This is a genomic window from Photobacterium carnosum (genome assembly GCF_021236965.1).
GTDB lineage: Bacteria > Pseudomonadota > Gammaproteobacteria > Enterobacterales > Vibrionaceae > Photobacterium > Photobacterium carnosum.
Genome location: NZ_WMDN01000001.1, coordinates 164,524 through 191,252, shown reverse-complemented (window position 1 = coordinate 191,252; position 26,729 = coordinate 164,524). Strand labels below are relative to the sequence as shown.

29 protein-coding genes are annotated in these 26,729 nt (G+C 37.0%); 20 read left to right on the top strand and 9 right to left on the bottom strand.

Annotation, left to right across the window (positions count from 1 at the left end; all coding sequences use genetic code 11):
* Window position 1: 1 nt before the first annotated feature.
* Window positions 2–1,180 carry a MerR family transcriptional regulator gene (locus GLP24_RS00865; RefSeq protein ID WP_232615388.1) on the bottom strand — a complete coding sequence of 393 codons (1,179 nt, stop codon included), beginning with the start codon at window positions 1,178–1,180 and terminating at the stop codon, window positions 2–4.
* Window positions 1,181–1,413: 233 nt separating this feature from the next.
* On the opposite strand from GLP24_RS00865, the gene GLP24_RS00860 reads away from it, so the two are divergent.
* Complete coding sequence (locus GLP24_RS00860) at window positions 1,414–2,445, top strand: cytosolic protein (protein WP_232614855.1); 1,032 nt, start codon at window positions 1,414–1,416, stop codon at window positions 2,443–2,445.
* 91 nt (window positions 2,446–2,536) lie between these two features.
* Here GLP24_RS00860 and GLP24_RS00855 read toward each other — a convergent pair whose 3' ends face one another.
* The gene (locus GLP24_RS00855; protein WP_232615387.1) at window positions 2,537–3,151 is read right to left on the bottom strand and encodes a hypothetical protein; all 615 of its coding nucleotides are present in this window, start codon (window positions 3,149–3,151) and stop codon (window positions 2,537–2,539) included.
* A 1,237-nt stretch (window positions 3,152–4,388) separates the two neighbouring features.
* Between GLP24_RS00855 and GLP24_RS00850 the strand changes: the two genes are divergently transcribed.
* The 4 genes from GLP24_RS00850 to GLP24_RS00835 all read left to right on the top strand — a co-directional run bounded on the left by GLP24_RS00850 (window position 4,389) and on the right by GLP24_RS00835 (window position 8,434).
* Complete coding sequence (locus GLP24_RS00850; protein WP_232615386.1) at window positions 4,389–5,642, top strand: SIR2 family protein; 1,254 nt, start codon at window positions 4,389–4,391, stop codon at window positions 5,640–5,642.
* Entirely contained in the window at window positions 5,632–7,371 is a 1,740-nt protein-coding gene (locus GLP24_RS00845; protein ID WP_232615385.1) for an ATP-binding protein, read from the top strand. The genes GLP24_RS00850 and GLP24_RS00845 overlap by 11 nt, the downstream gene beginning before the upstream one ends.
* Window positions 7,364–7,876, top strand: coding sequence for an SLATT domain-containing protein (locus tag GLP24_RS00840; protein WP_232615384.1), 513 nt, complete (start codon window positions 7,364–7,366; stop codon window positions 7,874–7,876). Before GLP24_RS00845 ends, GLP24_RS00840 begins: the two co-directional genes overlap by 8 nt.
* Before the next feature lie 255 nt (window positions 7,877–8,131).
* Complete coding sequence (locus GLP24_RS00835) at window positions 8,132–8,434, top strand: DUF2971 domain-containing protein (protein WP_232615383.1); 303 nt, start codon at window positions 8,132–8,134, stop codon at window positions 8,432–8,434.
* A gap of 702 nt (window positions 8,435–9,136) precedes the next feature.
* Here GLP24_RS00835 and GLP24_RS00830 read toward each other — a convergent pair.
* Window positions 9,137–9,724 carry a TetR/AcrR family transcriptional regulator gene (locus GLP24_RS00830; protein ID WP_152653582.1) on the bottom strand — a complete coding sequence of 196 codons (588 nt, stop codon included), beginning with the start codon at window positions 9,722–9,724 and terminating at the stop codon, window positions 9,137–9,139.
* Between the two features lie 310 nt (window positions 9,725–10,034).
* On the opposite strand from GLP24_RS00830, the gene GLP24_RS00825 reads away from it, so the two are divergent.
* From GLP24_RS00825 to GLP24_RS00780, 10 genes are all read left to right on the top strand, one after another.
* A complete protein-coding gene (locus GLP24_RS00825; protein ID WP_045040945.1) occupies window positions 10,035–10,592 on the top strand; it encodes a carboxymuconolactone decarboxylase family protein in 558 nt (185 codons plus the stop codon).
* A gap of 177 nt (window positions 10,593–10,769) precedes the next feature.
* The gene (gene msrA / locus GLP24_RS00820) at window positions 10,770–11,264 is read left to right on the top strand and encodes a peptide-methionine (S)-S-oxide reductase MsrA (protein ID WP_045040946.1); all 495 of its coding nucleotides are present in this window, start codon (window positions 10,770–10,772) and stop codon (window positions 11,262–11,264) included.
* A 142-nt stretch (window positions 11,265–11,406) separates the two neighbouring features.
* Entirely contained in the window at window positions 11,407–11,982 is a 576-nt protein-coding gene (locus tag GLP24_RS00815) for a sugar O-acetyltransferase (RefSeq protein ID WP_232602745.1), read from the top strand.
* 124 nt (window positions 11,983–12,106) lie between these two features.
* The gene (locus GLP24_RS00810) at window positions 12,107–12,355 is read left to right on the top strand and encodes a DUF3297 family protein (RefSeq protein ID WP_152653585.1); all 249 of its coding nucleotides are present in this window, start codon (window positions 12,107–12,109) and stop codon (window positions 12,353–12,355) included.
* A 312-nt stretch (window positions 12,356–12,667) separates the two neighbouring features.
* Window positions 12,668–12,832, top strand: a complete 165-nt coding sequence (locus GLP24_RS00805) for a YbaK/EbsC family protein (protein WP_232615382.1) — start codon at window positions 12,668–12,670, stop codon at window positions 12,830–12,832.
* Window positions 12,833–12,837: 5 nt separating this feature from the next.
* Window positions 12,838–13,137: a YbaK/EbsC family protein gene (locus tag GLP24_RS00800; protein ID WP_232615381.1), complete on the top strand. Its 300-nt coding sequence runs from the start codon at window positions 12,838–12,840 to the stop codon at window positions 13,135–13,137.
* Window positions 13,138–13,211: 74 nt separating this feature from the next.
* Entirely contained in the window at window positions 13,212–13,682 is a 471-nt protein-coding gene (locus GLP24_RS00795) for a pyrimidine dimer DNA glycosylase/endonuclease V (protein WP_221944576.1), read from the top strand.
* An 89-nt stretch (window positions 13,683–13,771) separates the two neighbouring features.
* Window positions 13,772–14,053 carry a hypothetical protein gene (locus tag GLP24_RS00790; RefSeq protein ID WP_101770011.1) on the top strand — a complete coding sequence of 94 codons (282 nt, stop codon included), beginning with the start codon at window positions 13,772–13,774 and terminating at the stop codon, window positions 14,051–14,053.
* Between the two features lie 226 nt (window positions 14,054–14,279).
* The gene (locus GLP24_RS00785) at window positions 14,280–15,392 is read left to right on the top strand and encodes an NADH:flavin oxidoreductase (RefSeq protein ID WP_232614850.1); all 1,113 of its coding nucleotides are present in this window, start codon (window positions 14,280–14,282) and stop codon (window positions 15,390–15,392) included.
* A gap of 207 nt (window positions 15,393–15,599) precedes the next feature.
* Window positions 15,600–16,274, top strand: a complete 675-nt coding sequence (locus tag GLP24_RS00780) for a DUF3313 domain-containing protein (RefSeq protein WP_232615380.1) — start codon at window positions 15,600–15,602, stop codon at window positions 16,272–16,274.
* Window positions 16,275–16,347: 73 nt separating this feature from the next.
* Here the strand turns inward: GLP24_RS00780 and GLP24_RS00775 are convergent, their stop codons facing one another.
* A complete protein-coding gene (locus GLP24_RS00775) occupies window positions 16,348–17,481 on the bottom strand; it encodes a ribosomal protein uL16 3-hydroxylase (protein ID WP_101770014.1) in 1,134 nt (377 codons plus the stop codon).
* A 173-nt stretch (window positions 17,482–17,654) separates the two neighbouring features.
* Window positions 17,655–19,121, bottom strand: a complete 1,467-nt coding sequence (locus tag GLP24_RS00770) for a C69 family dipeptidase (RefSeq protein WP_232615379.1) — start codon at window positions 19,119–19,121, stop codon at window positions 17,655–17,657.
* Between the two features lie 219 nt (window positions 19,122–19,340).
* Here GLP24_RS00770 and GLP24_RS00765 point away from each other — a divergent pair, with 219 nt between their 5' ends.
* Window positions 19,341–20,246, top strand: a complete 906-nt coding sequence (locus GLP24_RS00765; protein ID WP_101770056.1) for a DMT family transporter — start codon at window positions 19,341–19,343, stop codon at window positions 20,244–20,246.
* 72 nt (window positions 20,247–20,318) lie between these two features.
* Here the strand turns inward: GLP24_RS00765 and GLP24_RS00760 are convergent, their stop codons facing one another.
* Window positions 20,319–21,440, bottom strand: coding sequence for a TDT family transporter (locus tag GLP24_RS00760; RefSeq protein WP_232615378.1), 1,122 nt, complete (start codon window positions 21,438–21,440; stop codon window positions 20,319–20,321).
* A 307-nt stretch (window positions 21,441–21,747) separates the two neighbouring features.
* On the opposite strand from GLP24_RS00760, the gene GLP24_RS00755 reads away from it, so the two are divergent.
* From GLP24_RS00755 to GLP24_RS00740, 4 genes are all read left to right on the top strand, one after another.
* Entirely contained in the window at window positions 21,748–22,068 is a 321-nt protein-coding gene (locus GLP24_RS00755; RefSeq protein ID WP_101770017.1) for a hypothetical protein, read from the top strand.
* 138 nt (window positions 22,069–22,206) lie between these two features.
* Window positions 22,207–22,488 carry a hypothetical protein gene (locus tag GLP24_RS00750; RefSeq protein WP_107249979.1) on the top strand — a complete coding sequence of 94 codons (282 nt, stop codon included), beginning with the start codon at window positions 22,207–22,209 and terminating at the stop codon, window positions 22,486–22,488.
* Window positions 22,489–22,551: 63 nt separating this feature from the next.
* Complete coding sequence (locus GLP24_RS00745) at window positions 22,552–22,875, top strand: YbjQ family protein (RefSeq protein ID WP_101770019.1); 324 nt, start codon at window positions 22,552–22,554, stop codon at window positions 22,873–22,875.
* Between the two features lie 55 nt (window positions 22,876–22,930).
* Window positions 22,931–23,299 carry a DUF3703 domain-containing protein gene (locus GLP24_RS00740; protein ID WP_232615377.1) on the top strand — a complete coding sequence of 123 codons (369 nt, stop codon included), beginning with the start codon at window positions 22,931–22,933 and terminating at the stop codon, window positions 23,297–23,299.
* A 97-nt stretch (window positions 23,300–23,396) separates the two neighbouring features.
* On the opposite strand, the gene GLP24_RS00735 is transcribed toward GLP24_RS00740, so the two are convergent.
* The 3 genes from GLP24_RS00735 to GLP24_RS00725 all read right to left on the bottom strand — a co-directional run bounded on the left by GLP24_RS00735 (window position 23,397) and on the right by GLP24_RS00725 (window position 26,607).
* Window positions 23,397–23,897 carry a peptidylprolyl isomerase gene (locus GLP24_RS00735; protein ID WP_167388583.1) on the bottom strand — a complete coding sequence of 167 codons (501 nt, stop codon included), beginning with the start codon at window positions 23,895–23,897 and terminating at the stop codon, window positions 23,397–23,399.
* A 250-nt stretch (window positions 23,898–24,147) separates the two neighbouring features.
* Window positions 24,148–25,752, bottom strand: a complete 1,605-nt coding sequence (locus GLP24_RS00730) for an ABC-F family ATPase (RefSeq protein ID WP_101770022.1) — start codon at window positions 25,750–25,752, stop codon at window positions 24,148–24,150.
* A 207-nt stretch (window positions 25,753–25,959) separates the two neighbouring features.
* Window positions 25,960–26,607 carry a MarC family protein gene (locus GLP24_RS00725; protein WP_221944587.1) on the bottom strand — a complete coding sequence of 216 codons (648 nt, stop codon included), beginning with the start codon at window positions 26,605–26,607 and terminating at the stop codon, window positions 25,960–25,962.
* Window positions 26,608–26,729 lie beyond the last annotated feature (122 nt).

Sequence of the window (26,729 nt, the reverse complement as noted above, 5' to 3'; positions counted from 1 at the left end):
TTTATTTACTCGGTTTTACGATAAAGTAATGATAGGTGAAATCTTTGGCAACACTGGTTTCATAAATACCAATTTCTTGTTCTACATCCAGTAATGCTTGAGAGGTTGGCATGGTTGGCTGTAATGCTTCAACTCTTGCTTTAAGTGGTAACCAGTAATTTTGCCAAGCTTCAATTCCCAGAGAAAAGTGTGCTATTACGTCATAACCTTGAGCCTGAAATAGCTTGAGCCTTGTAGGTATCGTTTGAATATCGGGATAATTGGACAGCCAAAATTGTTTAACGTTTTCATCAGGCATATCAGTAAGCCAAACCAAATCACTGACGACCAGAATACCATTATCTTTTAATAACGGTTTCCATTGTTGAAGCGCATTTTCCATACCCATAATATAAACACAACTTTCAGCCCAAATAGCATTAAAGCTCTTGGCTTTAAAGGGTAGAGCTGTCATTGATGCGCAAACAGGTGATATACGATCGACCAATTGTGAGTCTTTGATTTTTTGATTAAGTTGTTCAATTGCAACGGGTTCATTATCTACCGCGGTAATATGTGCATCGGTATTATTAGCCAGTAATACTGTCGATCCGCCTTTGCCTGAGCCAATTTCTAAAATACGGCGCATTTGCTGATTAGGCATCAGTGATATGGCATTTAAGGTATCTTGTTTACTACCCGGAGCCCATTGCTCTAATGGTGTAAATATTGTCATAAAATCGTTCATGTACGCATTGTGTTCATTCATGTCTTTTGATAACCACTTTAGTCTGAGAGCTTCTTTTTCATCATAGCCTTGCGTGTTGAGCCAGTTAAGGTGAACATTGGGTGCACTTTTACTTAAAGAACTGTGTAATTCTCGCTGTGATCGTTCCCCAAGTAACCCTAATAACAGTTCACGCGCTTGGGTCTTTTTTTGAATGTCTTCTGTCAGCTGAGCTAATCGCTCGAATAAAATATTTTTATCCAACTTTGCTTCTAAGCAGCTTTGACATTCTTTTAGCGTCAAGCCTGCGCTTTGAAGTTGTTTAATTAAAAATAACCGTTGCAAATCGCTTTCACTGTAATGACGATATCCATTATCCAGTCGGTGGCCTTTAATGAGCCCTTGCTTCTCATAATAAAGTAGCGTGGTACGTGATATTCCTGCTTTAGTCGCTAATTCTGAAATCAAATACATGACGGATCCGATGTGTATATGTGTATTGTTAATATTTGGCTAGTATGAAGTGTAAAGCTATAGACAGGTCAAGATTATTTGGTTTATTTTTCATTAAAAAGTAAAAAATAGTATGGAATATTTTTATCTTTAAAATCGAGCGAGTTAAATTAAATGATTAGTGTTCTAACTAAAATTTTCGTTTAATTCCTATCTTTGCTACAATCCCGCGGTTGTTTTTAAAGGTAGGTAAAATGAAATTATTGTATTGGTTAGATGAGTGGCTAACACACTCTCGTTCACAGCAGCAAGCGCAACTTCCAATGTCAGGAGGGGACTTACTTGATGATGTGTTTGTTAAGTATGAGTTTGTTGATATAAATAAGCCGCTACTGTTTACATTTTCGCCTGCGGGAACCAACGTACAACAGCACGATATTGATGAGAATTTTGCACCTTGGGGATTCCACCTCGCTAAAAAACAGAACGTGAATGTTATCTCTTTTCAACATTTAGGAAAGAGTAATTGGTTTCGTAGTCGTAACTTAATTTTCTTTCTTGAACAGTTAACTACGTTACTTGAATCGTTTAGCTATCGTTTAGGCTATGGTCTAAGTCGCGGTGGTTTCGCAGTGGGTGCTTTTGCCAATTTATTGCAACTTGATCAAGTTTTATTATTTCATCCAGTGAGTACTAAGAATAAAACCATAGCTCCGTGGGATAATCGCTCTAGTACTGAACTAGCGCAGCAATTTGATTGGGAAGGGGATTACCATGATCTCGATTTAGGTAAAGCTAAAGGCTATATTATTTACGATCCCACCAATAATATCGATCGCTTACATGCCAAACGTTATCCAGAATTGACCCATTTACGTGTGTTTGGAATGGGACACGGCACGCATGCCACTTACCTCAATAAGTTTGGTTTTTATAAACAGGTTGCCGTCGATTTTATTCGCCATCAGCAACTTGATATTGCCCAGTTTCGTCAACAAACAAAAACATTACGCTTTAAAGAAGATTATTATCAAAGCTTAAGTAAGGCCAATGCATATTCAGATCACCGATTAGGGTTATTAAGTAAAGCGCATAATATTTTGATTGATGAAAAAGAAGCGCATGTACAAGAGCATCAAGCTCAAATTGATGTACAACCTTTGATTGATATTGCCTTGAAACATCAAGATGATCACCCACAAGATGCGATTCAATTGCTAGAGATGGCGCAGCAACTGGTTCCTAACGATCCATTAGTTGAACATAAACTAAGACAGCTACTGTAAGATAACCCCGTTAAGACTGTTATTGATTACTATCACCACATCATTCATTAATATTCAAAATCAGGAATGATGTGGAGATTGATATCAGTGTTTATTTACTGTTAATCATTGTTTGTGTCGTTGTTGCGATTGTCTTGATATATAACATGAATAAGAAACAGATATTTTGCTGAATGCGTTTTGTTATATTTTTTGAATTATCAATAGCATATCTGTGGATACAAGGCGGAGTATTTCGGTATAAATAGTTAATATTATCGGTAATCAATAAATGCCGTAACTGGTGTTTTAAATCATTAATATCCAGTAATTCAGTTACCAGATAATCGTAAATATGATAAATATTAATAGTATTAAATGATATTTCATTCTTGGTGATATTAATAAAGCCCTTTGTCATCACCATCACTTCTTCTGACCAGTGTGTAGGATCATACTGGCGTGCGAGGTAATGCGCAAAAGCAAAATAGCCATAGTCGCTATTCAGGTTTGTCAAAGTAGTCTTATCGCGGTTCACCATATCAACCCAACTATCAATAGACGGTGCTAATTTGGCATGAAAATAAGCAAAAAATTGTGAATATGAGCCTTTTATTTTGACTAAATCAAGAGGGTGTAAGGTCAGTTCAGCGTTTACTTGAGCAACAAGCAAATCTGTTGTTAATGCTATTGTAGCTTGTGATGGTGCTATCGTTATATTGTTCATATCTATCTTCGCTAGCTATACAATCGTATGATTATTAAAATATTTTTATAGGGTGAGATTAGACAACGATTAGTAGTGGTGTTTTGTATCCTAGCTCGCAAAAAATTAAAATAATAAGGATATTTAGTTACACTTTTGACTGAATGGTTAAGTTGTAATCTATGCGAAGTAAAGTCGGGCGTATATTTATTGAAACTCAAATTTATATCAACCCTAATAATTAGCTGACCATTTTTTAAATCATTAGATTTCCTATCACTATTGTTATTACGCTCTGTTGAAAAATTACACGGCTTATTATTCGTTATCTCGGAAGTGAGGTACGAGCTATCCGTGATCTAATCATTGCGCGCTTGAGCCTTAAAGACGCCAATAAGAACCTATTAAAATAACAATAATAATAACGTTACGACATGTTGATAATAGATTATCGATCTCGTTCTGTAGGGAATGATGAATAATCAAGTTCGTACATTATCACGATAATTACACGGGTTATTATCCGTCATCTCGGAAGTGAGGTACGAGCTATCCGTGATCTAATTATTGCGCGCTTGAGCCTTAAAGACGCCAATAAGAACCTGTTAAAATAACAATAATAACGTTACGACATGTTGATAGTCGATTATTGATCTTGTTCTGTAGGGAATGATGAATAATTAAATGCGGACATCATCGCGAAAATAACATGGTTTATTATCCGTCATCTCGGAAGTAAGGTACGAGCTATCCGTGATCTAATCATTGCGCGCTTGAGCCTTAAAGATGCCAATAAGAACCTGTTAAAACAACAATAATAATAACGTTACGACATGTTGATAGTCGATTATCGATTTCGTTCTGTAGGGAATGACGAAAGAAGGGAAGCTGTGATTTATTGTGATTGGTGTTTTTTAAATAGTTTATGTGGCAGTGACGTTTGAAAACCTTGCCGCTTATTTAAAATGTCTTTGTGACGACTCAACAATAAAGGCTGTTTGTGAGATAGAGGGGATCGTTCTTGCTCCTTTTGGGGAATGTGATTGCTGAGGGAAGTTGACTCATAGTTGCCTCAAAACGAGTTTGAGTGAATGAGTAAGTTAGTTCTATTCGTCTTGTCATACTTCAGATAATCCAGTAAAAAAATGAAATACAGTTCACGTATCCAAGCTTATAACCTATAAATATTAAGCAATTAGATTAATAACGTTTAATGATTAAGGTAGAATGAACAATATCTTTTTGGTAGGTTAATTAAATGAATAAAGTAAAATTTTTGTCATCATTCGTAAAAAGAATAGAGGGTGTTAAAGATCCTGTTCAGATTGATATAGATTCTTCAGACAAAAATGAGAATGAAGATTATCAAGCGTTACTAACAAGTATCAATAACTTGTTAGATTTTGATAATTTGATTGTTCTTGCTGGTTCGGGTACATCTTTGACTTTTACAGGAATAGCCCCAAGCATGGGGCGACTGTGGGCAAAATGTAAAGAACAAGATCCTGAACAGTTCGAGGTTGTTCTTGATGCTGTTAAGTATGATAAAAATCAAACTAAAAGAGATGATGATACAAACGAACCATGGGATGATATTGAGTTATTGTTATCTTTATGTGATCAGTATATCGCCTTGTTTCCCGATGAAGGTAAAACCACCCAGCTTGTATCTTTCTTAGAACAATCAAAGAAAACTATTTTAAATGAAACAAACTTTACTGATGCTATTAATTCCAATGATTGGGTTTCACATGATAAATTTATTAGATCGTTAGGGCGAAGAAGCCCCAAGCAGCCACGACTAAAACTATTTACTACTAACTACGATTTAGCTTTTGAACACTCCGCAGCTAATACTGGTTTTGTTGTTGTTGATGGTTTTGAGTTTTCATCTCCTAGTTTCTTCAATCCAGCATGGTATCGTTATGATATTGTAGACCGAAGTGGGCAATCCAAAAATGCAAGTTCTTATATTCCTAATGTGATTCATTTGTATAAGATGCATGGTTCTGTTAATTGGACTCGTGAACACGGACGAGTAAAAAAAGTCGATTATAAAGCGACTATTAATGACCCTGTATTTATTTACCCTAGTAGTTCTAAGTATCAAACTTCTTATGATTCTCCATATTTGGATATGATGTCATCGTTTCTTAATAGCCTTCAGCAACCTAAAACTGCATTAATATGTTTGGGCTTTGGTTTTAATGATAAGCACATCAATAATGCGGTTACTATGGCTCTTCGAACTAATGCAGAGTTCAGCCTTCTTATCGCAACAAAAGATCCATTTAATGAAAAAGGATCTTTTAATAAAGATGTAAGGAATCTATTGAATTCAGCTATCCAACATGGTGATAGAAGGATTTCAATAATTGATGGAACTTTTGAGCAATTTTCTAACTTGTTGCAAGAGCGTAGGAAAGAAACACCAGAAGAGAAGTTATTCAAAACCTTTGAGTCATTAGCTGAAAATATGACTATGAAGAAGGCTGATAATAATGAGCTCTAATGATTGGTTTACACCTTATGATTCCAATCGAAGAATTGGTAGTGCTATTAATATTTCGCCAGCAGAGATTACTGCAAATTTATCTGACGCAGGTACTGGAGAAGCTAAGTGGTACTTGGGTGACCGTGTTGCAGCAGGAGAAGTGAATGAATTTGTTTTCCTTGATTGTGGTCAAACAGCTGTATTAGGGCGATTAGTACAAGTTTGGCTAGATGGTGCAGAAAGACTATCTGTAGATGCTATATCTATTGATAATGGGTTTAATAATCCTATTGGTGTTATTCAGTTATTGACTAGTGTTAATACCTCCACAGGAGAAATATACCGTGGCATCAAAAATCATCCGAGGTTAGGTAGCCAAATCTATTCTGCTCATCCCAAGTTAATATCTATTTTGGCAGAAGGCGATTCTAGTGAAGATGAAGTAAAGCTAGACATAGCAGAACTGCCTGACGACTCGGCAGTAAGCATTACAGTAACTCCGGATAAGTTATTTGGGAGACACTGTGCCGTTTTAGGTGCAACAGGTGGCGGTAAAAGCTATTCTATTTCTAGATTGATACAAGAAGTTCAGAAAAATGGAGGAAAAGCTTTACTATTAGATCCTACTGGTGAATATGCTGATTTAGATTGTGAAACCTACTATGTAGGTAACCATAAGAATGCTAATGATGATAACACCGTTACATTTCCGCACTGGAGACTACCTGAATCGGATATATTTGCTTTTTTACGTCCGTCAGCGCAAACACAAATACCTAAGTTAAGTTCTGCTATCTTGAGTCAAAAAATCGTTGCTAAGTATTATACCAATCCCCAAGGACTTTTTATTAATAAGCAAAAATCATTAGTTAAAACAGGAAAATTAAAAGCACCTTTTAATCAAGCTCACGAGATGATTGAAAAAAATGATTGTCAGTATTGGTGTTTTAAACATCTAGCAGATCAAATTATTCATGAATGTGTATGGCCTTCAACTAAAGAGTGGGTTGATAAAATACAAGTTATTAATGAATCGGTTTGGGGAGGAGCTTCTGATGGTGATCTTGGTTACTGTATGAGTCTTATATCAAGAATAAAGTCTTATTCTGAAAACAAGCATTTGAGTTGGATGATAGATGCAAAAGGGTATAAGGAAATTCCAACTCTACTTAGTGATTTCTCTTTAAACAAAACAAGTAGCCGCCTTCTTAGGCTAGATTTATCTGCAGTATCTTATGAAGCAAATAGTCGTGAAATTTTAGTTAATGCTATCGGTAGAAAGCTAATGGACTTGGCGAGAAACGGAAGTATTAGTCATAGTGACCCAGTGTTAGTTTTTATAGATGAAGCACATCAGTTTCTAAATAAAACAGTTGGAGATGAAGCAACTTCGATCAAGTTAGATTCGTTTGGCAATATAGCTAAAGAAGGACGTAAATATGGCTTGAACGTAGTAATTGCCACACAACGCCCAAGAGATATACCGGAAGATGTATTAAGTCAGATTGGCTCTTTGATAGTTCATAGATTGACTAACTATCATGATCAAGAAGTGGTAAAAAGAGCTGTAGGCACGATGGATCAACGTTCCGCATCTTTTCTTCCAACATTAAGTCAAGGTGAAGCGTTATTGCTAGGTATTGACTTCCCATTTCCAATGACCGTTAAAATGAAAAAGCCAAACATCAAACCTACATCGAAAAGCGCCGAGTATTCACATGCATGGAAAAAAAATAAAAATGACTAGTGTAAGTGTAGAAGAAGAATTCAGCCTTAATCTTAATAAGGCTGAATCATTAATTTCAAATTGGTTAGATAAATTATCAAAAGCACAACAAGGGCACTATTCTGAAACCGAATATTTAAATAGTATTCATCAATGGTTAGGTATTGTACTTATTTTTTTAACCACTGGTGTAACAGCTTTTATTTTTTTTGAATCTGAACAAAATAAAGATTTAGTTAAATTAATGATTGCTATCGCAAGCGCAATGGCTGCAGCTCTTTCTGGTATTGTAACTTTTGGTCGTTTCGGTGAGCGAGCAAATGAGCATCGAATTACAGCTGGTAGGTATGGCAAATTACGTAGGCAATTAGAGTTTTTACAGGCCACATGCCCAAATTTACAAGATAAAAAAGAGTTTAGAGATAAGCTTAAGACTCTACGTATTGAATGGGAATATGTAGCAGCAAATGCTCCCTTAACACCGAAAGAGAAGAAACTATGCCTAATAAGACAATTCTTAATTTAATAATATAAATATTGGACACCCATAACTTTACCTTTAGAAAACAGATAAGAATTAACGCTATTGTCAGGGCTGGTTATCGTCATGTTCTATAGTGAATGCTCTCGCAAGGGCGATAGGGAATTTACTCACAGCGTATTAAATTTATAAAGTAAAGATATGGCTGTCCTTTATTTTTGGCAAAAGATAAAATTGGGACAGTTTAAATTGGCATTATTAAGTATTAAAACTAAATATATAAATTGAGGGTTAAAATTCATGGGAAAAATCTATAAATATTTTAGTCATGATGTTCTGGAATTGGTGTTCGATCGTGAAGAATACTGCGGCATAAAGTGTTCTTTACCAAAAGATTATAATGACCCATATGAGTTATTTTTAGGTATGGATCTGAATACACCACCAGAGCAGTTGGCATTTTATCATGATATTATTGCAGATATCCCACAGAATCCAACATCCTGTTTTTCATTATCCCCAATAGTTTCGCCAATGTGGGCTCATTACGCAAAAAATCATACAGGTTTTGTTCTTGAGTTTGACCTGGAACTAAAAACATAGGACACCCATAACTTTTCTGTTAGAGAACAGATAACTATTACACTATATCAAGACTGATTATCGTTATTCCATACAGTTAATGTCAGTGAGGGCGATAGGGGATCTACCTGTCCACATGTTGTAGCGTTTATGTTTATCTGTAAAATTTAATGTGTTTAATTGATGTCTTTAAGGCTCGATCACGCGTTTAGTAGATCACGGATAGCCTCGTGCCTCAACTTCCGAGATGACGGCTATTGGGCTGAGTGGATGCAAAACTCAACGATCGAGATGCTTTACAAAGAAACAAACGCAAAAACATAGGACACCCATAACTTTTCCTTTAGAGAACAGATAATTATTACACTATATCAAGACTGATTATCGTTATTCCATACAGTTAATGTCAGTGAGGGCGATAGGGGATCTACCTGTTGTAGTGTTTATGTTTATCTGTGAAATTTAATGTGTTTAATTGGTGTTTTTAAGGCTCGATCACGCGTTTAGTAGATCACGGATAGCCTCGTGCCTCGACTTCCGAGATGACGGCTATTGGGCTGAGTGGATACAAAACTCAACGATCACGATGCTTTACAAAGAAACATAGGACACCCATAATTTATCGCCAGTGATGATGGAATCCGCCGCTTAATGTAAACACCTATAAAGATGTACAGTTTTACTTGATCACTTCAGACTGATTCATTAACTGTATCGAAACACTTAAGCAAACGGGTAGTGGTTAAATATATCGTCTATTTTTCTGTGAAGTATTGCTTCATTATTATTTACTTTAGCGAAGGTACGCAAACCCGTTATTTGAATTTGTACGTAGCTTGCTAATTCTTCAGCATCTTTACTTGCATCAATAATTCCCTGCGCTTGGGCTTCTTTAATCAGCGCAGTAAACTCTAGTAAAATTTCGTTAAGACAATCTTTGGTCACATCGATTAGTTCTTGATTTTCCGACGTTAATTCTCCTATGGTTTTGGCAAGCATGCAGACACCGTTTGGTGCATTAGTTTGGGTGTCGATAACTTGTGCTTTGACAAATGCCTTTAATACTTCGATAGGCGTGTCGAGCACATTTCTTAATGCTTCAATCTGCGTAAGCCCCATATTGGTATAGTTACGCAGTACTTCCTTGAATAATCCCTCTTTATTATTGAAAGCTGAATAAATACTTCCCGGTCGCATATCAATTTCGTCTTGCAGATTACGCATTGATGTCGCGTGAAAGCCTTTTTTCCAATATAAATTGGTGGCTTTTTTTATTACTTCTTGGCGGTCAAATTTTGCTGTCTTTGCCATAATATGATCTTGTAAATTTATATATGAACACTCGTTCAATTGTAGTGGTAGTGGGTGACTAGGTAAAGACTAATTTGCTTGGTTTTATGCCTGTTGATTAAAGAGAAATACAAAATTAGAAAAATAAATCATTTATAATCAACACGATAAAGATGAAATGGTTAGCGATTTGAACGGTCGTTCAATTTATTGCTTGAACGATCGTTCAGCGTCCGTTATAGTTCAATTCATAGACAGGGAATATGGCATCTTTTGGTGGAGTATCACATAATATTTCCCTTTATTTTGAACAACGATTGGAGTATTGAAAATGAGCAAATTTATTTTTCACACAGTAGAAACCGCGCCAGAAAAAAGTAAACCAATGCTAGAAGGTGCTGTGAAACAAATGGGCGCAGTACCTGGCTTATTTGCGGTAATGGCAGAGTCTCCAGAAACACTGAAAGCGTACCAACAGCTTCACCAGATATTTATGAATTGCTCATTTGATGCAGAAGAGCTAACGGTTGTGTGGCAAACTATTAACGTAGAGCATGAGTGTACTTTCTGTGTACCAGCACATACTGCTATTGCGCACTCGATGAAAGTTGATCCTGCATTAACCGAAGCACTGCGTAATGAAGAGGCAATGCCAACAGAAAAACTACAAGCATTGCATGATTTCACATTAGCGATGGTTCGTGAACGTGGTAACGTGTCTAACGAGCAAATGGATGCATTCTTTGCAGCAGGTTACGGCCAGCAGCAAGTACTTGAAATTATCCTAGGTCTATCGCAAAAAGTGATCAGTAACTACACAAATCATGTAGCTAAAACACCAGTAGGCCCTATGTTTGAACAGTTTGCTTGGACTAAAAAACGTAATTAATCTAGCTTACTTTTTCCAACAATGAGTTAGCCGTCTAGCTAACTCATTAATGATATTCGCTCACACAACCATCACTAATTTGTGAGTGGTATTTTCAAGTTCTAATTGCGATAAATATCAACTTATGGTTGTATGAAAAGTCATAAATTCACGCAATGTGGCAATAGGAGTGGTGATATGAGTATCGAAAAAGCAATACTGGCTGGTGGGTGTTTTTGGGGTATGCAAGATCTTATTCGTCGTCAACAGGGTGTGATCGCAACGCAGGTCGGTTATACGGGCGGTGATGTTGATAATGCTACCTATCGCAATCATGGAACTCATGCTGAAGCGATTGAGATTATCTTTGATACCACACAGACTAATTTTACTAAAATCCTCGCTTATTTCTTTCAAATACACGATCCATCGACCGAAAATCGTCAAGGTAATGATCTTGGCTCATCTTATCGCTCAGCTATTTTTTATACCTCTAATGAGCAAAAAACCATTGCTGAAGATTTGATTAAACGGATGGATGCTTCTGGTGTATGGCCTGCACCAATCGTGACAGAAATCGTGCCTGCGGGTGATTTTTGGCATGCTGAATCTGAGCATCAAGATTATTTGTTGCATCAACCTAATGGCTATACCTGTCATTTTCCTCGTCCAGATTGGGTATTACCTGAGTAATCATTATAAATAATAAGTGTCATTATGTGATTGAAATAATGACGCTTATTTAGAGTGAGTTTTCATAATTGAGTAACAGCACACATACTAAAACAGAGAAATACACTTTAATGGTGGCTTTATTTTACTCTGGAAAGTCACCATGAACGAAAAAGACAAAATGCTAGCAGGCCTTGCTTATAACGCGGGTGATGAACAACTCTTTGCTGATCGAATGCATGCTAAATCTGTCTGTCATCGCTTTAATATGGCGGATCCTACTCAGCTTGAAGCGCAGATGGCGATATTAAAAGCGTTACTTATCATCAAAGATCGAGCCCACATTGAGCCGAATTTCTTCTGCGATTATGGGTATAACATTGAAGTTGGCAGTAATTTTTATTCAAATCATAATTTAACCATTCTTGATGTCTGCAAAGTGACGATTGGCAATAATGTGCTGATTGGTCCCCATGTGATGATTTCAACTGCCACGCATCCTTTAGATCCTATTGAACGTCAACATCAAGAATATGGCGCGAATGTCAGCATTGGTAATAATGTTTGGATTGGTGGCAATGTGTCGATATTACCAGGGGTGACTATTGGTGATAATTGCGTGATAGGGGCGGGCAGTGTGGTAACGCGTGATATTGCTATTAATAGCGTTGCTGTTGGGAATCCTTGCCGTGTAACGAAAACACTTGCAACTAAAGTTAGCGCCAAAAAGGAGTATTAGTTGAGCATTATCAATGATATTACAGACATTTAGTGCTTAGTTTTCACTTCAATTAAGACAGCTCTTGAGCGTTAGTCCGAGATTGTCTACAATAGCGCACTTTTTATTTTCAACAGGCACCATCATGACCGATACTACATCACGACCAACTTTACCTGATCACCTTGCTGGTAATCCTCATAGCCCATTCTTCCTAGAAGCTGCTTTTGAATTCGAAATTGGCATTCTACTTAACGGCAAAGAGCGTTTTGATGTTGAAGAATACTGCATCAGTGAAGGTTGGGTAAAAGTACCGTCACCTAAAGCATTAGATCGTCGCGGTAACCCAATGCTTATTACGCTAAAAGGCACTGTTGAAGCTTTTTATAAGTAATAGCGTCACTGAGTTAATGGTTAACCGTTAACTGCATTACTATCATTGTTTGCCGTTTAGGTAGCAATCGATATGATGATCTTAGGGTCTAATAATGATTAGGCCCTATTTGATCAATAAAAAAGCTACTGTATTCCTTCCTTATTTTACATCCCCTTATTATTTAAAATTGTCTTGTTATTAAAAATACATTGCGGTTGATTTATCGCGATTAGTTGGTTATTGGTTATTGGTTATTATTCATATTTACTTAGAGAGTAATAAATGAAATAGTAATAAAGTATTTAAATATTCGCTAAAATGGAGTTAAGCATGAATATATATAAGATACTTGATGATCTTGGGATTGAATATAAAAAGTTTCAGCATCCTGCGGTGTTCAATTGTGAGCAAGCGCACTTATTAGCGTTAGATATTGATGGTGCAGCAACCAAAAATCTGTTTATTAAAAATAAGAAAGGTAATCGCCATTTTTAATTATCATGATGGACGATAAAACCGTTGATTTTAAAAGACTAAGCCAAATACTGAACGTTTCAGGTTTAAGTTTCGCATCCAGTAACCGCTTAGAAAAATACTTAGGCACCAGTGCTGGCTCTGTTTCTATTTTGGATATTGTTAAAGATACACAAGCAGCGGTTGAATTAATTATTGATAAAAGTATATTTAATTATTCAGCTATACAGTGTCATCCCTTTACTAATACCGCAACATTAGAGATTCCGATAACGGGAATACAACAACTGTTAGCGCATTATCAACGTCAGTACACTGAAATATAAATATAAATATAAAATCCACAAGTAGCATTTTATATTGAGCTAAGCTATTTGTATGTTCAATAAGGGATGATGTGATGAATATTTTTATTTTAGATCACGATATTGAAAAATGTGCTCAATATCATTGTGATCAGCATGTGGTTAAAATGATTTTAGAAAGTGTCCAGCTTTTATGTACCGCGCTTAATAAAAAAGGTTTTACGACACCGTACAAATCAACCCATATGAATCATCCTTGCGTGCTCTGGGTTGAGCAATCTTATGATAACTTTCTCTGGTTAAAAGCATTAACGTTAGCATTAAATAAAGAATATAAATTCAGATATAACAAAACCACTGATCATAAATCGATTGCGGTGCTGGCAGAGATTGAGCGTCATTCTTATGATGCAGTAGGATTAACACCGTTTGCTCAGGCAATGCCAAATGATTATAAAGTAGAAGCGAATGCGATTGAGGCTTATCGAAATTTCTATCGTGGCGATAAAGCAGCCTTTGCTAAATGGACCAAACGATCCCCTCCTGAGTGGTTTTACGTGGCTTAACGCATAATTTAAGTATTATCGTTGCTGTATTCAACGTATTATGATCGCGTATTATTCTGATTTTATACGAAAATTAGCAAGGGTTAACGATGAATATAGATAAAGCGAAAAAGCGGATTGCAAAGCAGGTTAAAAAAGGCTTTAAAGGCTATCCACAGCTTTCTTTAACCTATTGTGGTAAAACGGCAGATATTGCAACGGAAGTGGTTGTTACATTTACACTGGCAGAAGGGGCTGAGCCTCAAGAACAAAAATTTGCGAGTGAAAATGATGTTCGAGAAGATGAAACGATTCAATCTGTTCTTGTTAAAATCATCGATCGTGCTGGCGCAAACAGTGTGCTTGAAACTGAAGGTGTTACCATTATCTAATCTAGAATAAGTATTCGAACCATTATAATTTCGTAAAAGCATAGTTGATATAATCGACATTATCTTAATCCAGATTAAAGATTTTCAGATGTAGTCACGGTATTATTCATGTCAGCTTAGCGTTTATGATAAAAACATATAAAAAAGAACAGCTCACTAATGCTGTTCTTTTTGTTTTTAGGGCGTTGGTAAAGATAAGACGACATGATATTTAAGAGGACGTGATTTGAGTACTTTATTTACAGAAGCCCGTATTGGCAACATGGCATTAAAAAACCGCTTTGTTCGTAGTGCAACATGGGAAAATATGGCGACAGAAGATGGCCATATGACCGATAAGCTTTATGCTATTTATGAAGAGCTTGCACAAGGTGAAGTGGGGCTGATCGTAACGGGTTATGCAAATATTGTCGCAGAAGAAAAACCCAATGCTGGCATGATGGGGATGTATAACGACTCGTTTATCGAAGAATATCAAAAACTGACTGATCTTGTTCATCAATACGATTCTAAAATCGTGATGCAACTGGCTTATGGTGGCACTAAAACCACTTACAATCTTGGCGAGCGGGTGATCTTTGCACCTAGTGCGGTGTGCGAGAAAGGCACTCAAACATTAGGTCAGGCTATGACTCAAGCTGACATTGATTATATTGTTGAAGCTTTTGCATTAGCGACTAAACGTGCTCAAGATGCGGGTTTTGATGGTGTTGAAATTCATGCGGCGCATACCTATTTAATTAACCAGTTTCTAAGTCCGTATTATAATCAACGTGATGATCAGTATGGCGGTAGCCTTGATAACCGTATGCGTTTTCTATTAGAAATTTACGCTAAAATTAGAACCTTAGTCGGTGATGATTTCCCTATTTTAGTTAAATTAACCGCCTCTGAATTCTTTGAGGGTGGACTAACGTTTGCTGATACGCGTCTTATTTGTAAAAAACTAGCAGCAGTTGGTGTGGATGCGATTATCATTTCAGGTAACGTGCATGGTAAGGCTGACACCATGGTGGGCGAGTCTTACGATGGTTACACTATTGAAGCTGAAGGTTACTTCCATCAATACGGCGACGTAATCAGCCAAGATGTTGATGTGCCAGTGATTACTGTTGGCGGCTTGAGTGAATTTGATGCCATTGAAGCGATGGCAAACAATACTGGTATTGAATTTTTCGCATTGTCACGTCCATTGTTATCTGAACCTAAGTTAATTAAACGTTGGTTAGAGGGGTATAAGGCTGATGTTGAATGTGAGCGTTGTTCAAAGTGCCGTACCCGTCGTGGTAATTTCTGTGTAGTAAATAAAACCCGTAAAGCAGAATTAGCCCGCTTATAATTGACGTTATTAATTTGTTTCTTTAAAAAGAGCTAACCTTTGTGTTAGCTCTTTTTTACTTTTAGAGCAATAAATATCAGTATGATTACCTTTGCATCATTGTGAGTATTAATTTATAGTATGGCATATTGTTATTTTAGTAACATATAGATAACAGTCGACTATGGATAATGTATTTATCGTTCAATGGATGAGAGGGTGAAAGTAATGCAACAAAAGATCTGGTTATTGATATTAGTCATCATCACTACGGTAGGTTGTGCTAATAATCATAAAATACTAAAGCCCAAGACATTTGAAACATATGAAGACTTTCGCCCAGGTCCAAAGGATGGCGTTGATTTAGTGTGGGCGCAACGGGGTATATTTAATCAGCGTTCATTACAACGTAAAATAGCGCAATACGACAATATTATTTATGATCAAGTACATATCGTGCTTGATAAAGAAAAGAGTGATCACTTATCAGAGACTGAAATTATTATGATAAAAGATTATTTTATCAATCAGTTAAAATCACTTAATACAAAGTTAACCGTTGTTGAAAAGCCACAGCCAAAGACATTACGAGTTACGATTGCGATTACTAATGTGCAAACACCGAACCCTATTTTAGCGATCACAAGTAGTCTGTTACCGGTGGGGTTGGGGATCTCAACCATATCAAAAGTGCTTACAGGCGAGCATACCAATGTCGGTTCAGCGTCAATGGAAATATTGATCAGTGATGCGACAACAGGTGAGCCTATTATGGCAGCTATTGATCGTAAAACGGGTAATAAAGATTTTAGTACGATGATTGATTCTTCTGATGACATAAAAGATGCAATCAATTGGTGGGTTAAGCGACTATCTCTGACTCTTGCGCAATATAAACAGTAATCGTTTAACAACATCAACAAAAATAAGAGAGCGGCTGTTAAATATTCATTAATAGCCGCTTTTTTTGATTTAGTTATTCAACAGGGTACCAATAGCCGATATTAATTAGTTGGGTCAACATAGCTAGAAATGCGGGGTGATCAAGATTTTCGCCTAATTGAGCATAGGATATTTGTTCCTCATCACATAATAATTTAGCCGCATCAGCACACTCTGGTGGTAATTGATATTGCTCGCCATTAATATAAACAAGGTGAGCTTGATCTGGATGATAAAACGCACGTAAACCACCAATACGTTTAAACGCTTCACCGTCTTCTAAGAACTGATAGGTTTCATTATTTTGCCATGGTGGCTCAGATGCCATTACATCTAGTTCATGACGATTTTGCGTTAGATGTTCGCCCATCCATTGCTTTAATCGTTGTGGATCATCAAGCAAACTGCGCATCATGTTTTCAAGATCTTTTGCTTCTTCTGCCAAGATAGCACCGTTGTTAGTACGGGCAGGAAGCGCTGGATTATGGTAGTGCACATCACCAATATCATTCGCAATCACAAAGTCGGCAAAGCTGCTTAATAATTCTTGTTTCTTAGGCGAGCGGAAACCCACTGAAAAACTCATTGATGTTTCAATGGCGTAACCATCATGCGGGAAACCTGGCGGAATATATAAAATATCACCGGGCTCTAAAATATCGTCAATAATAGGATCAAAGCCTTTTATTTGACGTAATGCAGGATGACGACATTCTTCTTCGTAGTCATCTTTTTTAGGACCTACGCGCCAATGACGTTTACCTGAACCTTGAGTAATGAATACATCATATTGATCGATATGAGGGCCAACACCGCCGCCTGGGGTCGAGTAGCTGATCATTAGATCGTCCAGTAACCAACCGGGTAATTGACGAAATGGGGTGATCAGTTGTGCAGCACCTTCATGCCAATGGTTTGCCGCTTGAACAATGAATGACCAATTATCTTCAGGGGTATCATCAAAAGTCAGTGGCCCATGACGTACATCCCAAGTATCTGCTAATTTAGCGATATAACGCGAATCAACCTCTTCTTCCATTGCTAATCCTGCGAGTTCATCAGGTGTAATGGGATCGACAAAGTTTTTAAAACCGCCCTTGATAATGGTGGGTTTCTTTTGCCAAAACTCGGCAAGGAATTCTTCAAATGAAAACGTCAATTGATACATATTATTCTATTTATTGTTGAGCTGGATGGCGATTATAACGTAATCTATTTTTAGAGATAGTATTTGTTTTTGTTAATGGGTAAACCTATATTGGAATGAATAATCATAAAAAAAAGTGCCAATATTGGCACTTTTATAATTACTAAATATTATTATTGTTAGTGAACTATGAGTTAAGCTCCGGCGAAATGTGACGCCATATCTGCTTTTTGAGTTAACGTTGTGAATATTTTATTAGTCACTATCAGCGCATTATCTGTCGCTACTTTTTCGAATTGATTAATCAAAGCCGTTGCTTGTTTTGGATGCTGCTTATAAATAGTTAAGTATTTTTGTTCCATTTTTTTCTGAGCAATAGCGGTATCAGCTTCGTATTTATCGTAGGCAGCACGAATAATCGGTTCATTTTGTTTCCAATTCGCCATACCTAACGTTTGTAGTTTTCGCATATCCCAGAAGATAGAACCATTACTTGCGACATCAGTACCGATATCATAGCCGTATGGGATCTCAGTTGTTCCTTGATAGAACGGAATGTAAACCCCAAGCGCCGTCATGCCTAAGTTAATGTACTCTGTTTCACCAATGGCAGTTGGTAGATTAGGACGCACTTCAATGATATGCGATTCAGCGCAACGGAATACTGAAATTGGACGATAGTGGCCGAGTGGATCTGCATTTGCATATGGGTCCATCGCGGTGCCTTGATAATGGTTACGCATAATGGCTTCTACTTTTTGAAGTGAGATTTTATGTGTAGGCGTTAAAAAGACAGGGTAATTCGGTTGGTCGTGATCAATTTGTGTTTTAAGCTTAGGGTTTAGAATATGTTGTGCAATCCATACGCGAGGGTAGTTATAAGTGATATTTTCTTGGCCGCCAGTAGTGGCATAAGCATCATGGAAATCAAAAGGTTGATTAGCCTTGGCAACAGACAAACCATGCTGTTCCGCAAAAGAAACTAATGTTGGCGAGGCGAGATAATCACTGTTATTAGGTAGATATTGTTTTAAACGTGATTGGTTGCCTGAAATGAAATAAGCATCTTTAGGTATTTTACGTGCCATCCATTGATGACCGCTGCCTGTTTCTAAATACCAAATTCCCGTTTTATCAATAAATCCAACCCCAAAGCCTTGTGATGCCCCACGTTCTTCAATGATTTTACCTAGTAACTCAACACCTTCTTTGGCACTGTGAATACGAGGTAAAATCACATTTTCGATTGAATCTTCATTAATGCCATTTTTAGTATTATAAGGATCGGCGGTTAATGCGGCTTTTCGGTTAGTCAGGCTTTCGGTTGAGGTAATACCCACACCCGCAGAATTTAAGCCCACTTCACCCATGGTTTTATCATGAGTATCCCAATCTTGCATTGATGTATAAGCCAATGACACTTTAGGGAACGGATAGGTAAAGCCATCAGTATTGGAATGGAATTGCCCTTTTTCATTAACAGCATGAGGATGAAGAACAAAGTGTTTAGCCCATACCGCTTTATAGTCTTCATTACGTGCCATGTAATAGGCACCATTGGTTGAGGCTTGATCACCAACAAGAAGAGTTGTACAGGCATTTGCCGCTTGAGTGCCAAGTAAACTGGCAATGGCACACGCTAATAAAGGTGGTTTTTTCATAATCGTCAATTAAGTCTATAAAATGAATATTTATTCTATTCTTGCTGAAATAAATAACCATATCAGTAATAACAATCTTATCTTGTTAATTCTCAGTTCATTTTCAGCTGTAAGTACCAATAGAATAATTTAAATCATAAACAGCGGTGGGTGATATAACACTTGGAGGTTGAGGTTTATTTTCATAAAATGGTTGTTTATGTTAATGAACTGCTTCCTATGTCCAAGTTTTCTTTGAATCAAATTCCTATTGGCGTCAGATATATGCTGATGTCAGCGTTTGCCTTTGCATTGATGTCGAGTTGTGTGAAATTAGTCCATACTTATGGTATTCCGGTGTTTGAAATTGTTGCTGCACGTGCGGTGGTATCACTGCTTATTAGCTATGCTGACGTCAAACGGAAACGGATTGATATCTGGGGCAATAACCGCAAACTATTATTAACCCGTGGTGTGACTGGTTCATTGTCATTAATTTGTGTTTATTATGCAGTCTCAACCTTACCTTTAGCCGAAGCAACCATTTTACAATATCTTAATCCTGTTTTTACGGCGGTGTTAGCGATCCTTTTCCTCAAAGAAAAAATCCATATCAGTACCATTATTTGTATTTTCTGTTCGATTATTGGTTTGTTATTGATGGTGGGGCCAGGACTGACGCTAGATCACGTTCAACAATTACCGTTATTTAGTATTGGTATTGCACTGTTAGGCGCATTTGGTAGTGGTGTGTCTTATATTATTGTTAAGCGTTTAAGCAGTACGGAAGATAGTTCGGTAATTATTCTCTATTTCCCATTGATCGCATTGCCATTATCAGTGTTATTAATGGGTGATGATTTTGTTATGCCAACCACAGAAGCGCTGTTCTTACTGCTCTTTGTGGGTATTTTTACCCAGTTTGGTCAAGTTGGCTTAACCAAAGCAATGAAAGTCGAAGTGGCAAGTAAAGCAACCGCATATTCTTATATTCAAGTCGTGTTTTCGATTATTTTAGGTTGGTTGGTCTTTAGTGAAGTGCCATCGACATGGACATTAGCGGGGGGAGCGATGATAGTGTTAGGCGCATTAGTGAATGTTATTGGTAGTTTACGCGCTAATAAAGCAAAAGCGGCAATAGTCTAATTTTTAACGGATCACTTAAAAAACCTGTGATATTTAACGCTTGTTGATTAAATATCACAGGGATTGTTTCTATTAGTTATTGCCTTTTTTTGATTTTATATGGACAACAGAAGTCGGATTATTAAAAATCTTACCGTGTTTAAAGCCTTTAAATGTGCCTAATGCTGCTGTAACCCACGCTAAGATCAAGAATGCAAAGAGGATAATAGAAGCCCATTGAAAAGCGGGTAAACCAGTATGAAGTGCTAATTGTGTTGTCCCTGTTACACATGTACCCACGGGGAAGGTAAATGCCCACCATGTTAATGCAAACGGCATTTTACGACGCATAGCACGTAGGGTTAATAATGCCGCGACACAGAACCACAACATTGCAAAGCCCCAAATAGGTACGCCATATAAAATCGCCATAACATTCATTGCACTGGCAATAGGTTCATTGACAGTAAACATCGCCGCTGTACCTAAACACCCCGCCGCAGTAATTGACTGACCTAGCGGACCTAATACAATCCACAACGTTGGCACACGTGCACTACCTGATGTGCCTGAGTGAGCTAAACGGCTCCAGATCAGTGTGATAATAATTACTGATGCCATTAAACTCATACCGAAACACGCATACATGCCATAAAGTAAGGTTTGTTGTGCTGCAGAATGGGCCATATGTGATAAGAATATTGAACCGATAGTGGCTGATACCATGGGTGGAACAACAGGCATTAACCAACCACCAAAGGCGGCATCGTCATGCACTTCATTATGAGTAAATAAACGGTATGGAATAATAATGGCAGTAATAATACCGCTGATTGTACCAATCCAAAATAGTGGCCACGCAATATTAAGTGCAAGACTTTGGCCAAGAACATGAGGACCTAATAATAGTGTGCCGCCCGCAATTGTCAGAAATGCCATTGGTGGTGCGCCAAAGAATTGAGACATCACTGGATCGTTAAATTGACGTTTAATGATATGGGGCTTGGTGATTGTTTGATAGCTTTTGATGATGGTCATAACGATCAGCATAGCAAATGCAATTAACCAAACAACCGTTGCAAATCCAACTAAGTCTTTGCCTATAAAAGGTAATCCAACAGCAGCATTAGCGATAATACCTGTACCCATAACGGATGCAAACCAGTTGGGACCCATTTCTTTTTGTAATTCGATTTGTTGTTTATTTGTTGACATAAATATACTTTTCAATGAGAGAGTTTTTACAAATAGCGTGCAATATTTCTCTTTTTAATAGGAGATATAATCTTATATCTTTAGTTTTTATATTGTGTGCTTATAAATAATGTACTAACTATAACGTCATTTTTGATTTTGTAAAATTGAATATTATTAATAATAGGTTAAGAATTATTTAACCTGAATTTTTAGTTATTATTTTTGCATGACTATGGGAGGATGTATTATATATTATTGTATTTTAATATGATTTATACGAATCACTGTTGTAAAATTAGTTTTTGGTAATATTAAGGTTTAAACAATGATTAAATTAAATAATGAAAACTATTGTGGTGAGATTAACATTGATTCAAAAGTAACAGGTTATGGGGAAGTGCAAGGTTATTCATGGTGCTTATCATCAACCTCGACCACTATTGTTATAGAGATTGCTGAAGATCAATCGATAGACAGTAAAAGCTTGCCACTTGTGGGTTATGGTTGTGGTGGTTGGGTTTATGAACAGCCATTAACTAAAAATGAGAATGATATCTTAGCCATAATAAATACTGCAATGATGTTATTCCGTGATAATAAAATGACATATTTTCCAGCAGTGACATGCAGTTGTAGTGATTTGTAAAATCATCTATTTAGCTGTAAAACTTATAATGTTGTTATTTTTTTGTGAGATAAATCAAAATATTGTAATAAAAAATACATAGGTAGTCATAAAAATATGCTATTAATGAATAAGTAATGATAGCAGCAGATATGTGTAATGGCTAAATATCAATTTTTTTGTTTACCCAATTCAAATCGTGAGAAGTTCACCTATTTGGATATGGCAGATGAGCAATTTATAGAGCAGAAAAAACAATTATTGGCAGCGGGGTTTAAGGTTGAAGATGATGTGATTTTGGCTGAAACGGATGAAAAAGCTGTTGAGCATTTTAAGTCAAACTTTATCTATGTAATGGAAGAATACAATAACGCTAATTTTATTACAGCATTGATTAACGCTATTATTAATGGCTATAAAAGTGTTTTTAATAAAAAATAATACGATACTAATAATAAGAAGCTATTAATATTAAAACCATAATTTTAAGAGGAGTTTCACAAAATGATTTTTTCAACAACAGAAACTGTTCCAGGGCATGAGGTTACCGCTATACTGGGTGTAGTTACGGGTAATGTTGTGCAATCAAAGCATATCGGCCGTGACATTATGGCTGGTTTAAAAACGATTATTGGTGGTGAGCTGAAAGGGTATACCGAGATGTTTAATGAAGCTCGTAGCCAAGCGATGGCACGGTTAGAGGCTGATGCCACAGCGTTAGGTGCTGATGCTGTTGTCGGTATTCGCTTTACAACCAGTGCAATTATGGATGGTTCATGTGAACTATTAGCATTTGGCACTGCTGTTACATTGCAACCGTTACAATAATAGAAGAACTATTTTAGGTTAATTATTTAAGGATGAATAATGACTCGGAGGGATAATGAGTAATTTTAGCCACAATATAGCCCCCTATGTTAAAAGAGAAATACTGCGATCATATAAAGTGCAAAAAAAAGGTGATCCTGCGATGGAATTTCGCTTTTTGGAAAATGCACATGTTCTGGGTCAAGAATCAACTTACTGGCATGTTAAGACACACTATTTAATGTTACGTTGGGCGATAAGACAGGGTGATATTAAAGAAATTAGTGGTCAGTGCATACGTATTATCGGTGCCGCATTATTAACGGCTATTGATGGTGTACCAATAGGTAATACGGGTGGCAGCAATGTGCATTCGTTAAAAGTAATGCCGATATCAGCAGAACATGCTGAGATTATTCTGAAAACAAAATCGTTATCGCGCTAATTAAGCACCGTAATAGTAGGAGCGGTGATCATCATTCATACGCTCCCTATCCATTTATCTACCAATACAATCAGTTAATTAGATAAAAACTGACTCATTATTCGTTAATGATCACTTGATTGATAATGATAGTTTCACATGGAACATCCTCATGCCCTTGTATCGTTGCAGTCTTTACCTGTGCGATATGATATGCCACATCCATTCCAGTGGTTACTTCGCCAAAAACGGTATATCCCCAGCCACTGTTTGTTGTTGCTGTGTAATCAAGACAATCATTATCAGCGAGATTAATAAAAAATTGTGCTGTTGCTGAATGTGGCGCATCGGTACGTGCCATTGCAATCGTGCCAACAATATTTTTAAGACCACGGTTTGCTTCATTTACAATAGGATCACGAGTCGGCTTTTCTACTAAGTCTTCAGTATGACCACCGCCTTGAATCATAAAGTTGTTAATAACACGGTGAAAAATAGTATCGTTATAAAAGCCATCACGGCAATATTGAATAAAATTACGTACAGTAACAGGGGCTTTTTGTTTATTAAGGCTGATGTCGATATTGCCGACATTGGTGATCAAAGTAATAGTTGTCATGATGATTATCTAGTTAAGATGGTTGCTCGCAGTATACGTAATTTAGATCATAAACTGTAGCTAACACAGATTATATGCGTTGATTATCGTTGAAATTGGGTAATGTCACAAATAGTAGCAAGTTAGTATGAAGAGTATTAAAGAGGGGATGTTGTCATTTTATCTGTTATGTATTGCTAAATAAATCAAAGTAGTTGAAGAAAAATAGCAAGTTATAAGAAATGTTATAACTTGCTACTGGTGTTATGTATTAAACGATTTTACCTTCAAGGGTAAGGTTTGACATGTATTCATCAAATGTGCCGTGGAAGTTAACCACTTGCTTTTCACGAATATCAATAATGCGTGTTGCTAGTGATGATACGAATTCACGGTCATGGCTAACAAAGATTAACGTGCCTTCATACACTTTTAATGCACTATTTAGCGCTTCAATCGCTTCCATATCCATGTGGTTAGTGGGTTCATCCATTACCAATACGTTGATATTTAGCATCATTAATTTGCCAAATAATAAACGGTTTTTCTCACCACCAGAACAGTTTTTCACTTTCTTGTTGATATCATCAGCAGTAAACAATAAACGGCCTAAGATACTACGTACGGCTAGATCATCATGATCTTTAGTACGCCATTGTGAAATCCAATCAAAGATGCCTAAATCATTATTAAAGTCAGCAGAGCTATCTTGAGGGCAGTAACCAACTGAAGCATTGTCAGACCATTTGATCATGCCGTGGTTGTGTTTTAGTTCTTCCACTAAACAACGCAGCATGGTTGTTTTACCCACACCATTTTCACCAATGATCGCTAATTTTTCACCAGCGTTTAATATTAAATCGCCACCTTCAAATAAGGTTTCGCCATCAAAGCCATGGCCCAGTTCTTCTAGAATCAAAGCTTGACGGTAAAGGGCTTTACCCGGTTTGAACTGTAATGATGGCGTTAAACGGCTTGATGATTTAACTTCATCAAGTTTAATTTTATCCATTTTTTTAGCACGAGAACTTGCTTGTTTTGCTTTTGAAGCATTCGCACCAAAACGGTTTACGAAATCTTGCAGTTCATTAATTTCAGCACTTTTCTTCGCGTTTTCTGATAATAATTGTTCTTGAATTAGCGATGATGCTTCAATGAATTTTTCGTAGTTACCTGGGTAAATACGTAATTCGCCGTAATCGATATCTGCCATGTGGGTACATACAGAGTTCAAGAAGTGACGGTCGTGTGAAATAATGATCATGGTACATTTACGCAGGTTCAACTCGTCAGCAAGCCAGTTGATTGTGTGGATGTCCAAGTTGTTTGTTGGTTCATCAAGTAGCAAAATATCAGGGTTAGAGAACAATGCTTGTGCTAGTAACACACGTAATTTCCAACCTGGCGCTACTTGTGACATTAAACCGTAATGCAGTTCTTCGTCGATACCTGCATCAAGCAATAACTGTCCAGCACGACTTTCAGCGCTGTAGCCATTCATTTCTGCGAATTCGCTTTCAAGCTCAGCGACTGCCATGCCATCTTCTTCTGTCATTTCTGGCAGAGCATAAATACGGTCACGTTCTTGTTTTATTTTCCATAATGCAGCATCGCCCATGATCACGGCATCAACAACGGTGTATCGCTCAAACGCAAACTGGTCTTGACTTAGGGTACCTAAACGTTTCCCTGAAGAGATCGACACGTTACCAGAGCTTGGCGTTAGTGCACCGCTAAGAATTTTCATGAAGGTTGATTTGCCGCAACCATTTGCACCGATAAGACCATAACGGTTGCCGTTACCAAATTTAGCTGAAATGTTTTCAAATAATGGTTCAGCACCAAATTGCATTGTAATGTTTGCGGTAGATATCAAGAGGTATTCCTAGCAGTTTTATTCGATGATTTTTTGACAGTAAGCCAAAAGAAGACGCACGAAAACAGAGATAGATGTAAAGGGGGCGCATTATACAGAGGTTTGTTTGTAAATGTCGAGGCTAAAATGTAACCAAAGTAGATAACAGCCTTGTAAAAAGAAAGACTAAGGCTGTTATCGAGAGGAAGGGGGGTGAATTTAAGTGGATTATTTCGCTAAATTGGCGGTATCAAATAACAAGAAAGCGTCATGTACGCCTTGGATTAACATCTGCATTCCGATAACCGTTAAAATCAATCCCATTAAACGAGTGGTAATGGTAATGCCTGCTTCACCGACTTTATCAACCAGTTTTGGTCCGTAAAGAAAGCAAACAAGCGTAATTAAACATAAGGTTGCAAAGGCAACAATTGTGATAATAGTGTGTAGAAATGATCCTGATGCTGAATAGTTCATCGCTGTCGCAATAGTGCCGGGGCCAGCAAGAATCGGTAATGCGAGCGGTGAGATAGAAATGTCTTTTTCTTCACTCGCATCATCAGCGTTAGAATTTGAATGCAGTTTTGAGCTATCACCTTGTAACATATGATAACCGACTAAAAAGACTAAAATACCGCCTGATAATCGTAGTGCAGGTAACGTAATACTGAATAATTCAAAGATCCCTTTACCTAAAAGACAGAAGGTTGCGATAATAAAAAAAGCGGCGGTAAGGGCTTTGTAGGCAGTTTTTTTTCGTTGTTCTGGGGTTTGATTACCTGTCATTCCGACAAAAACAGCGGTATTGGCAATGGGGTTCATCATAGCAAAGAAACCCATAAATACCGTGATTGTCATTGTTGTAATATCGTGCATAACCATCCTTTTGGTTAATTTTTTGTTATTGATTTTATTACAATAGCATGGATTTTTAGGTGATGAACGTAAATATCTATACAAAATTAATATCAATATTATTACTGGTGTGAAGATTGTGA

Excerpts from the sequence above, each read along its gene's own strand:
- GLP24_RS00755 (WP_101770017.1), top strand. The coding sequence starts at position 21,748 with ATGATTAAATTAAATAATGAAAACTATTGTGGTGAGATTAACATTGAT.
- msrA (WP_045040946.1), top strand. The coding sequence starts at position 10,770 with ATGAGTATCGAAAAAGCAATACTGGCTGGTGGGTGTTTTTGGGGTATG.
- GLP24_RS00830 (WP_152653582.1), bottom strand. The coding sequence starts at position 9,724 with ATGGCAAAGACAGCAAAATTTGACCGCCAAGAAGTAATAAAAAAAGCC.
- GLP24_RS00775 (WP_101770014.1), bottom strand. The coding sequence starts at position 17,481 with ATGTATCAATTGACGTTTTCATTTGAAGAATTCCTTGCCGAGTTTTGG.
- GLP24_RS00840 (WP_232615384.1), top strand. The coding sequence starts at position 7,364 with ATGACTAGTGTAAGTGTAGAAGAAGAATTCAGCCTTAATCTTAATAAG.
- GLP24_RS00855 (WP_232615387.1), bottom strand. The coding sequence starts at position 3,151 with ATGAACAATATAACGATAGCACCATCACAAGCTACAATAGCATTAACA.
- GLP24_RS00865 (WP_232615388.1), bottom strand. The coding sequence starts at position 1,180 with ATGTATTTGATTTCAGAATTAGCGACTAAAGCAGGAATATCACGTACC.
- GLP24_RS00835 (WP_232615383.1), top strand. The coding sequence starts at position 8,132 with ATGGGAAAAATCTATAAATATTTTAGTCATGATGTTCTGGAATTGGTG.
- GLP24_RS00845 (WP_232615385.1), top strand. The coding sequence starts at position 5,632 with ATGAGCTCTAATGATTGGTTTACACCTTATGATTCCAATCGAAGAATT.
- GLP24_RS00810 (WP_152653585.1), top strand. The coding sequence starts at position 12,107 with ATGACCGATACTACATCACGACCAACTTTACCTGATCACCTTGCTGGT.
- GLP24_RS00735 (WP_167388583.1), bottom strand. The coding sequence starts at position 23,897 with ATGACAACTATTACTTTGATCACCAATGTCGGCAATATCGACATCAGC.
- GLP24_RS00770 (WP_232615379.1), bottom strand. The coding sequence starts at position 19,121 with ATGAAAAAACCACCTTTATTAGCGTGTGCCATTGCCAGTTTACTTGGC.
- GLP24_RS00750 (WP_107249979.1), top strand. The coding sequence starts at position 22,207 with ATGGCTAAATATCAATTTTTTTGTTTACCCAATTCAAATCGTGAGAAG.
- GLP24_RS00825 (WP_045040945.1), top strand. The coding sequence starts at position 10,035 with ATGAGCAAATTTATTTTTCACACAGTAGAAACCGCGCCAGAAAAAAGT.
- GLP24_RS00740 (WP_232615377.1), top strand. The coding sequence starts at position 22,931 with ATGAGTAATTTTAGCCACAATATAGCCCCCTATGTTAAAAGAGAAATA.
- GLP24_RS00760 (WP_232615378.1), bottom strand. The coding sequence starts at position 21,440 with ATGTCAACAAATAAACAACAAATCGAATTACAAAAAGAAATGGGTCCC.
- GLP24_RS00850 (WP_232615386.1), top strand. The coding sequence starts at position 4,389 with ATGAATAAAGTAAAATTTTTGTCATCATTCGTAAAAAGAATAGAGGGT.
- GLP24_RS00805 (WP_232615382.1), top strand. The coding sequence starts at position 12,668 with ATGAATATATATAAGATACTTGATGATCTTGGGATTGAATATAAAAAG.
- GLP24_RS00800 (WP_232615381.1), top strand. The coding sequence starts at position 12,838 with ATGATGGACGATAAAACCGTTGATTTTAAAAGACTAAGCCAAATACTG.
- GLP24_RS00780 (WP_232615380.1), top strand. The coding sequence starts at position 15,600 with ATGCAACAAAAGATCTGGTTATTGATATTAGTCATCATCACTACGGTA.
- GLP24_RS00790 (WP_101770011.1), top strand. The coding sequence starts at position 13,772 with ATGAATATAGATAAAGCGAAAAAGCGGATTGCAAAGCAGGTTAAAAAA.
- GLP24_RS00815 (WP_232602745.1), top strand. The coding sequence starts at position 11,407 with ATGAACGAAAAAGACAAAATGCTAGCAGGCCTTGCTTATAACGCGGGT.
- GLP24_RS00765 (WP_101770056.1), top strand. The coding sequence starts at position 19,341 with ATGTCCAAGTTTTCTTTGAATCAAATTCCTATTGGCGTCAGATATATG.
- GLP24_RS00725 (WP_221944587.1), bottom strand. The coding sequence starts at position 26,607 with ATGCACGATATTACAACAATGACAATCACGGTATTTATGGGTTTCTTT.
- GLP24_RS00745 (WP_101770019.1), top strand. The coding sequence starts at position 22,552 with ATGATTTTTTCAACAACAGAAACTGTTCCAGGGCATGAGGTTACCGCT.
- GLP24_RS00860 (WP_232614855.1), top strand. The coding sequence starts at position 1,414 with ATGAAATTATTGTATTGGTTAGATGAGTGGCTAACACACTCTCGTTCA.
- GLP24_RS00795 (WP_221944576.1), top strand. The coding sequence starts at position 13,212 with ATGAATATTTTTATTTTAGATCACGATATTGAAAAATGTGCTCAATAT.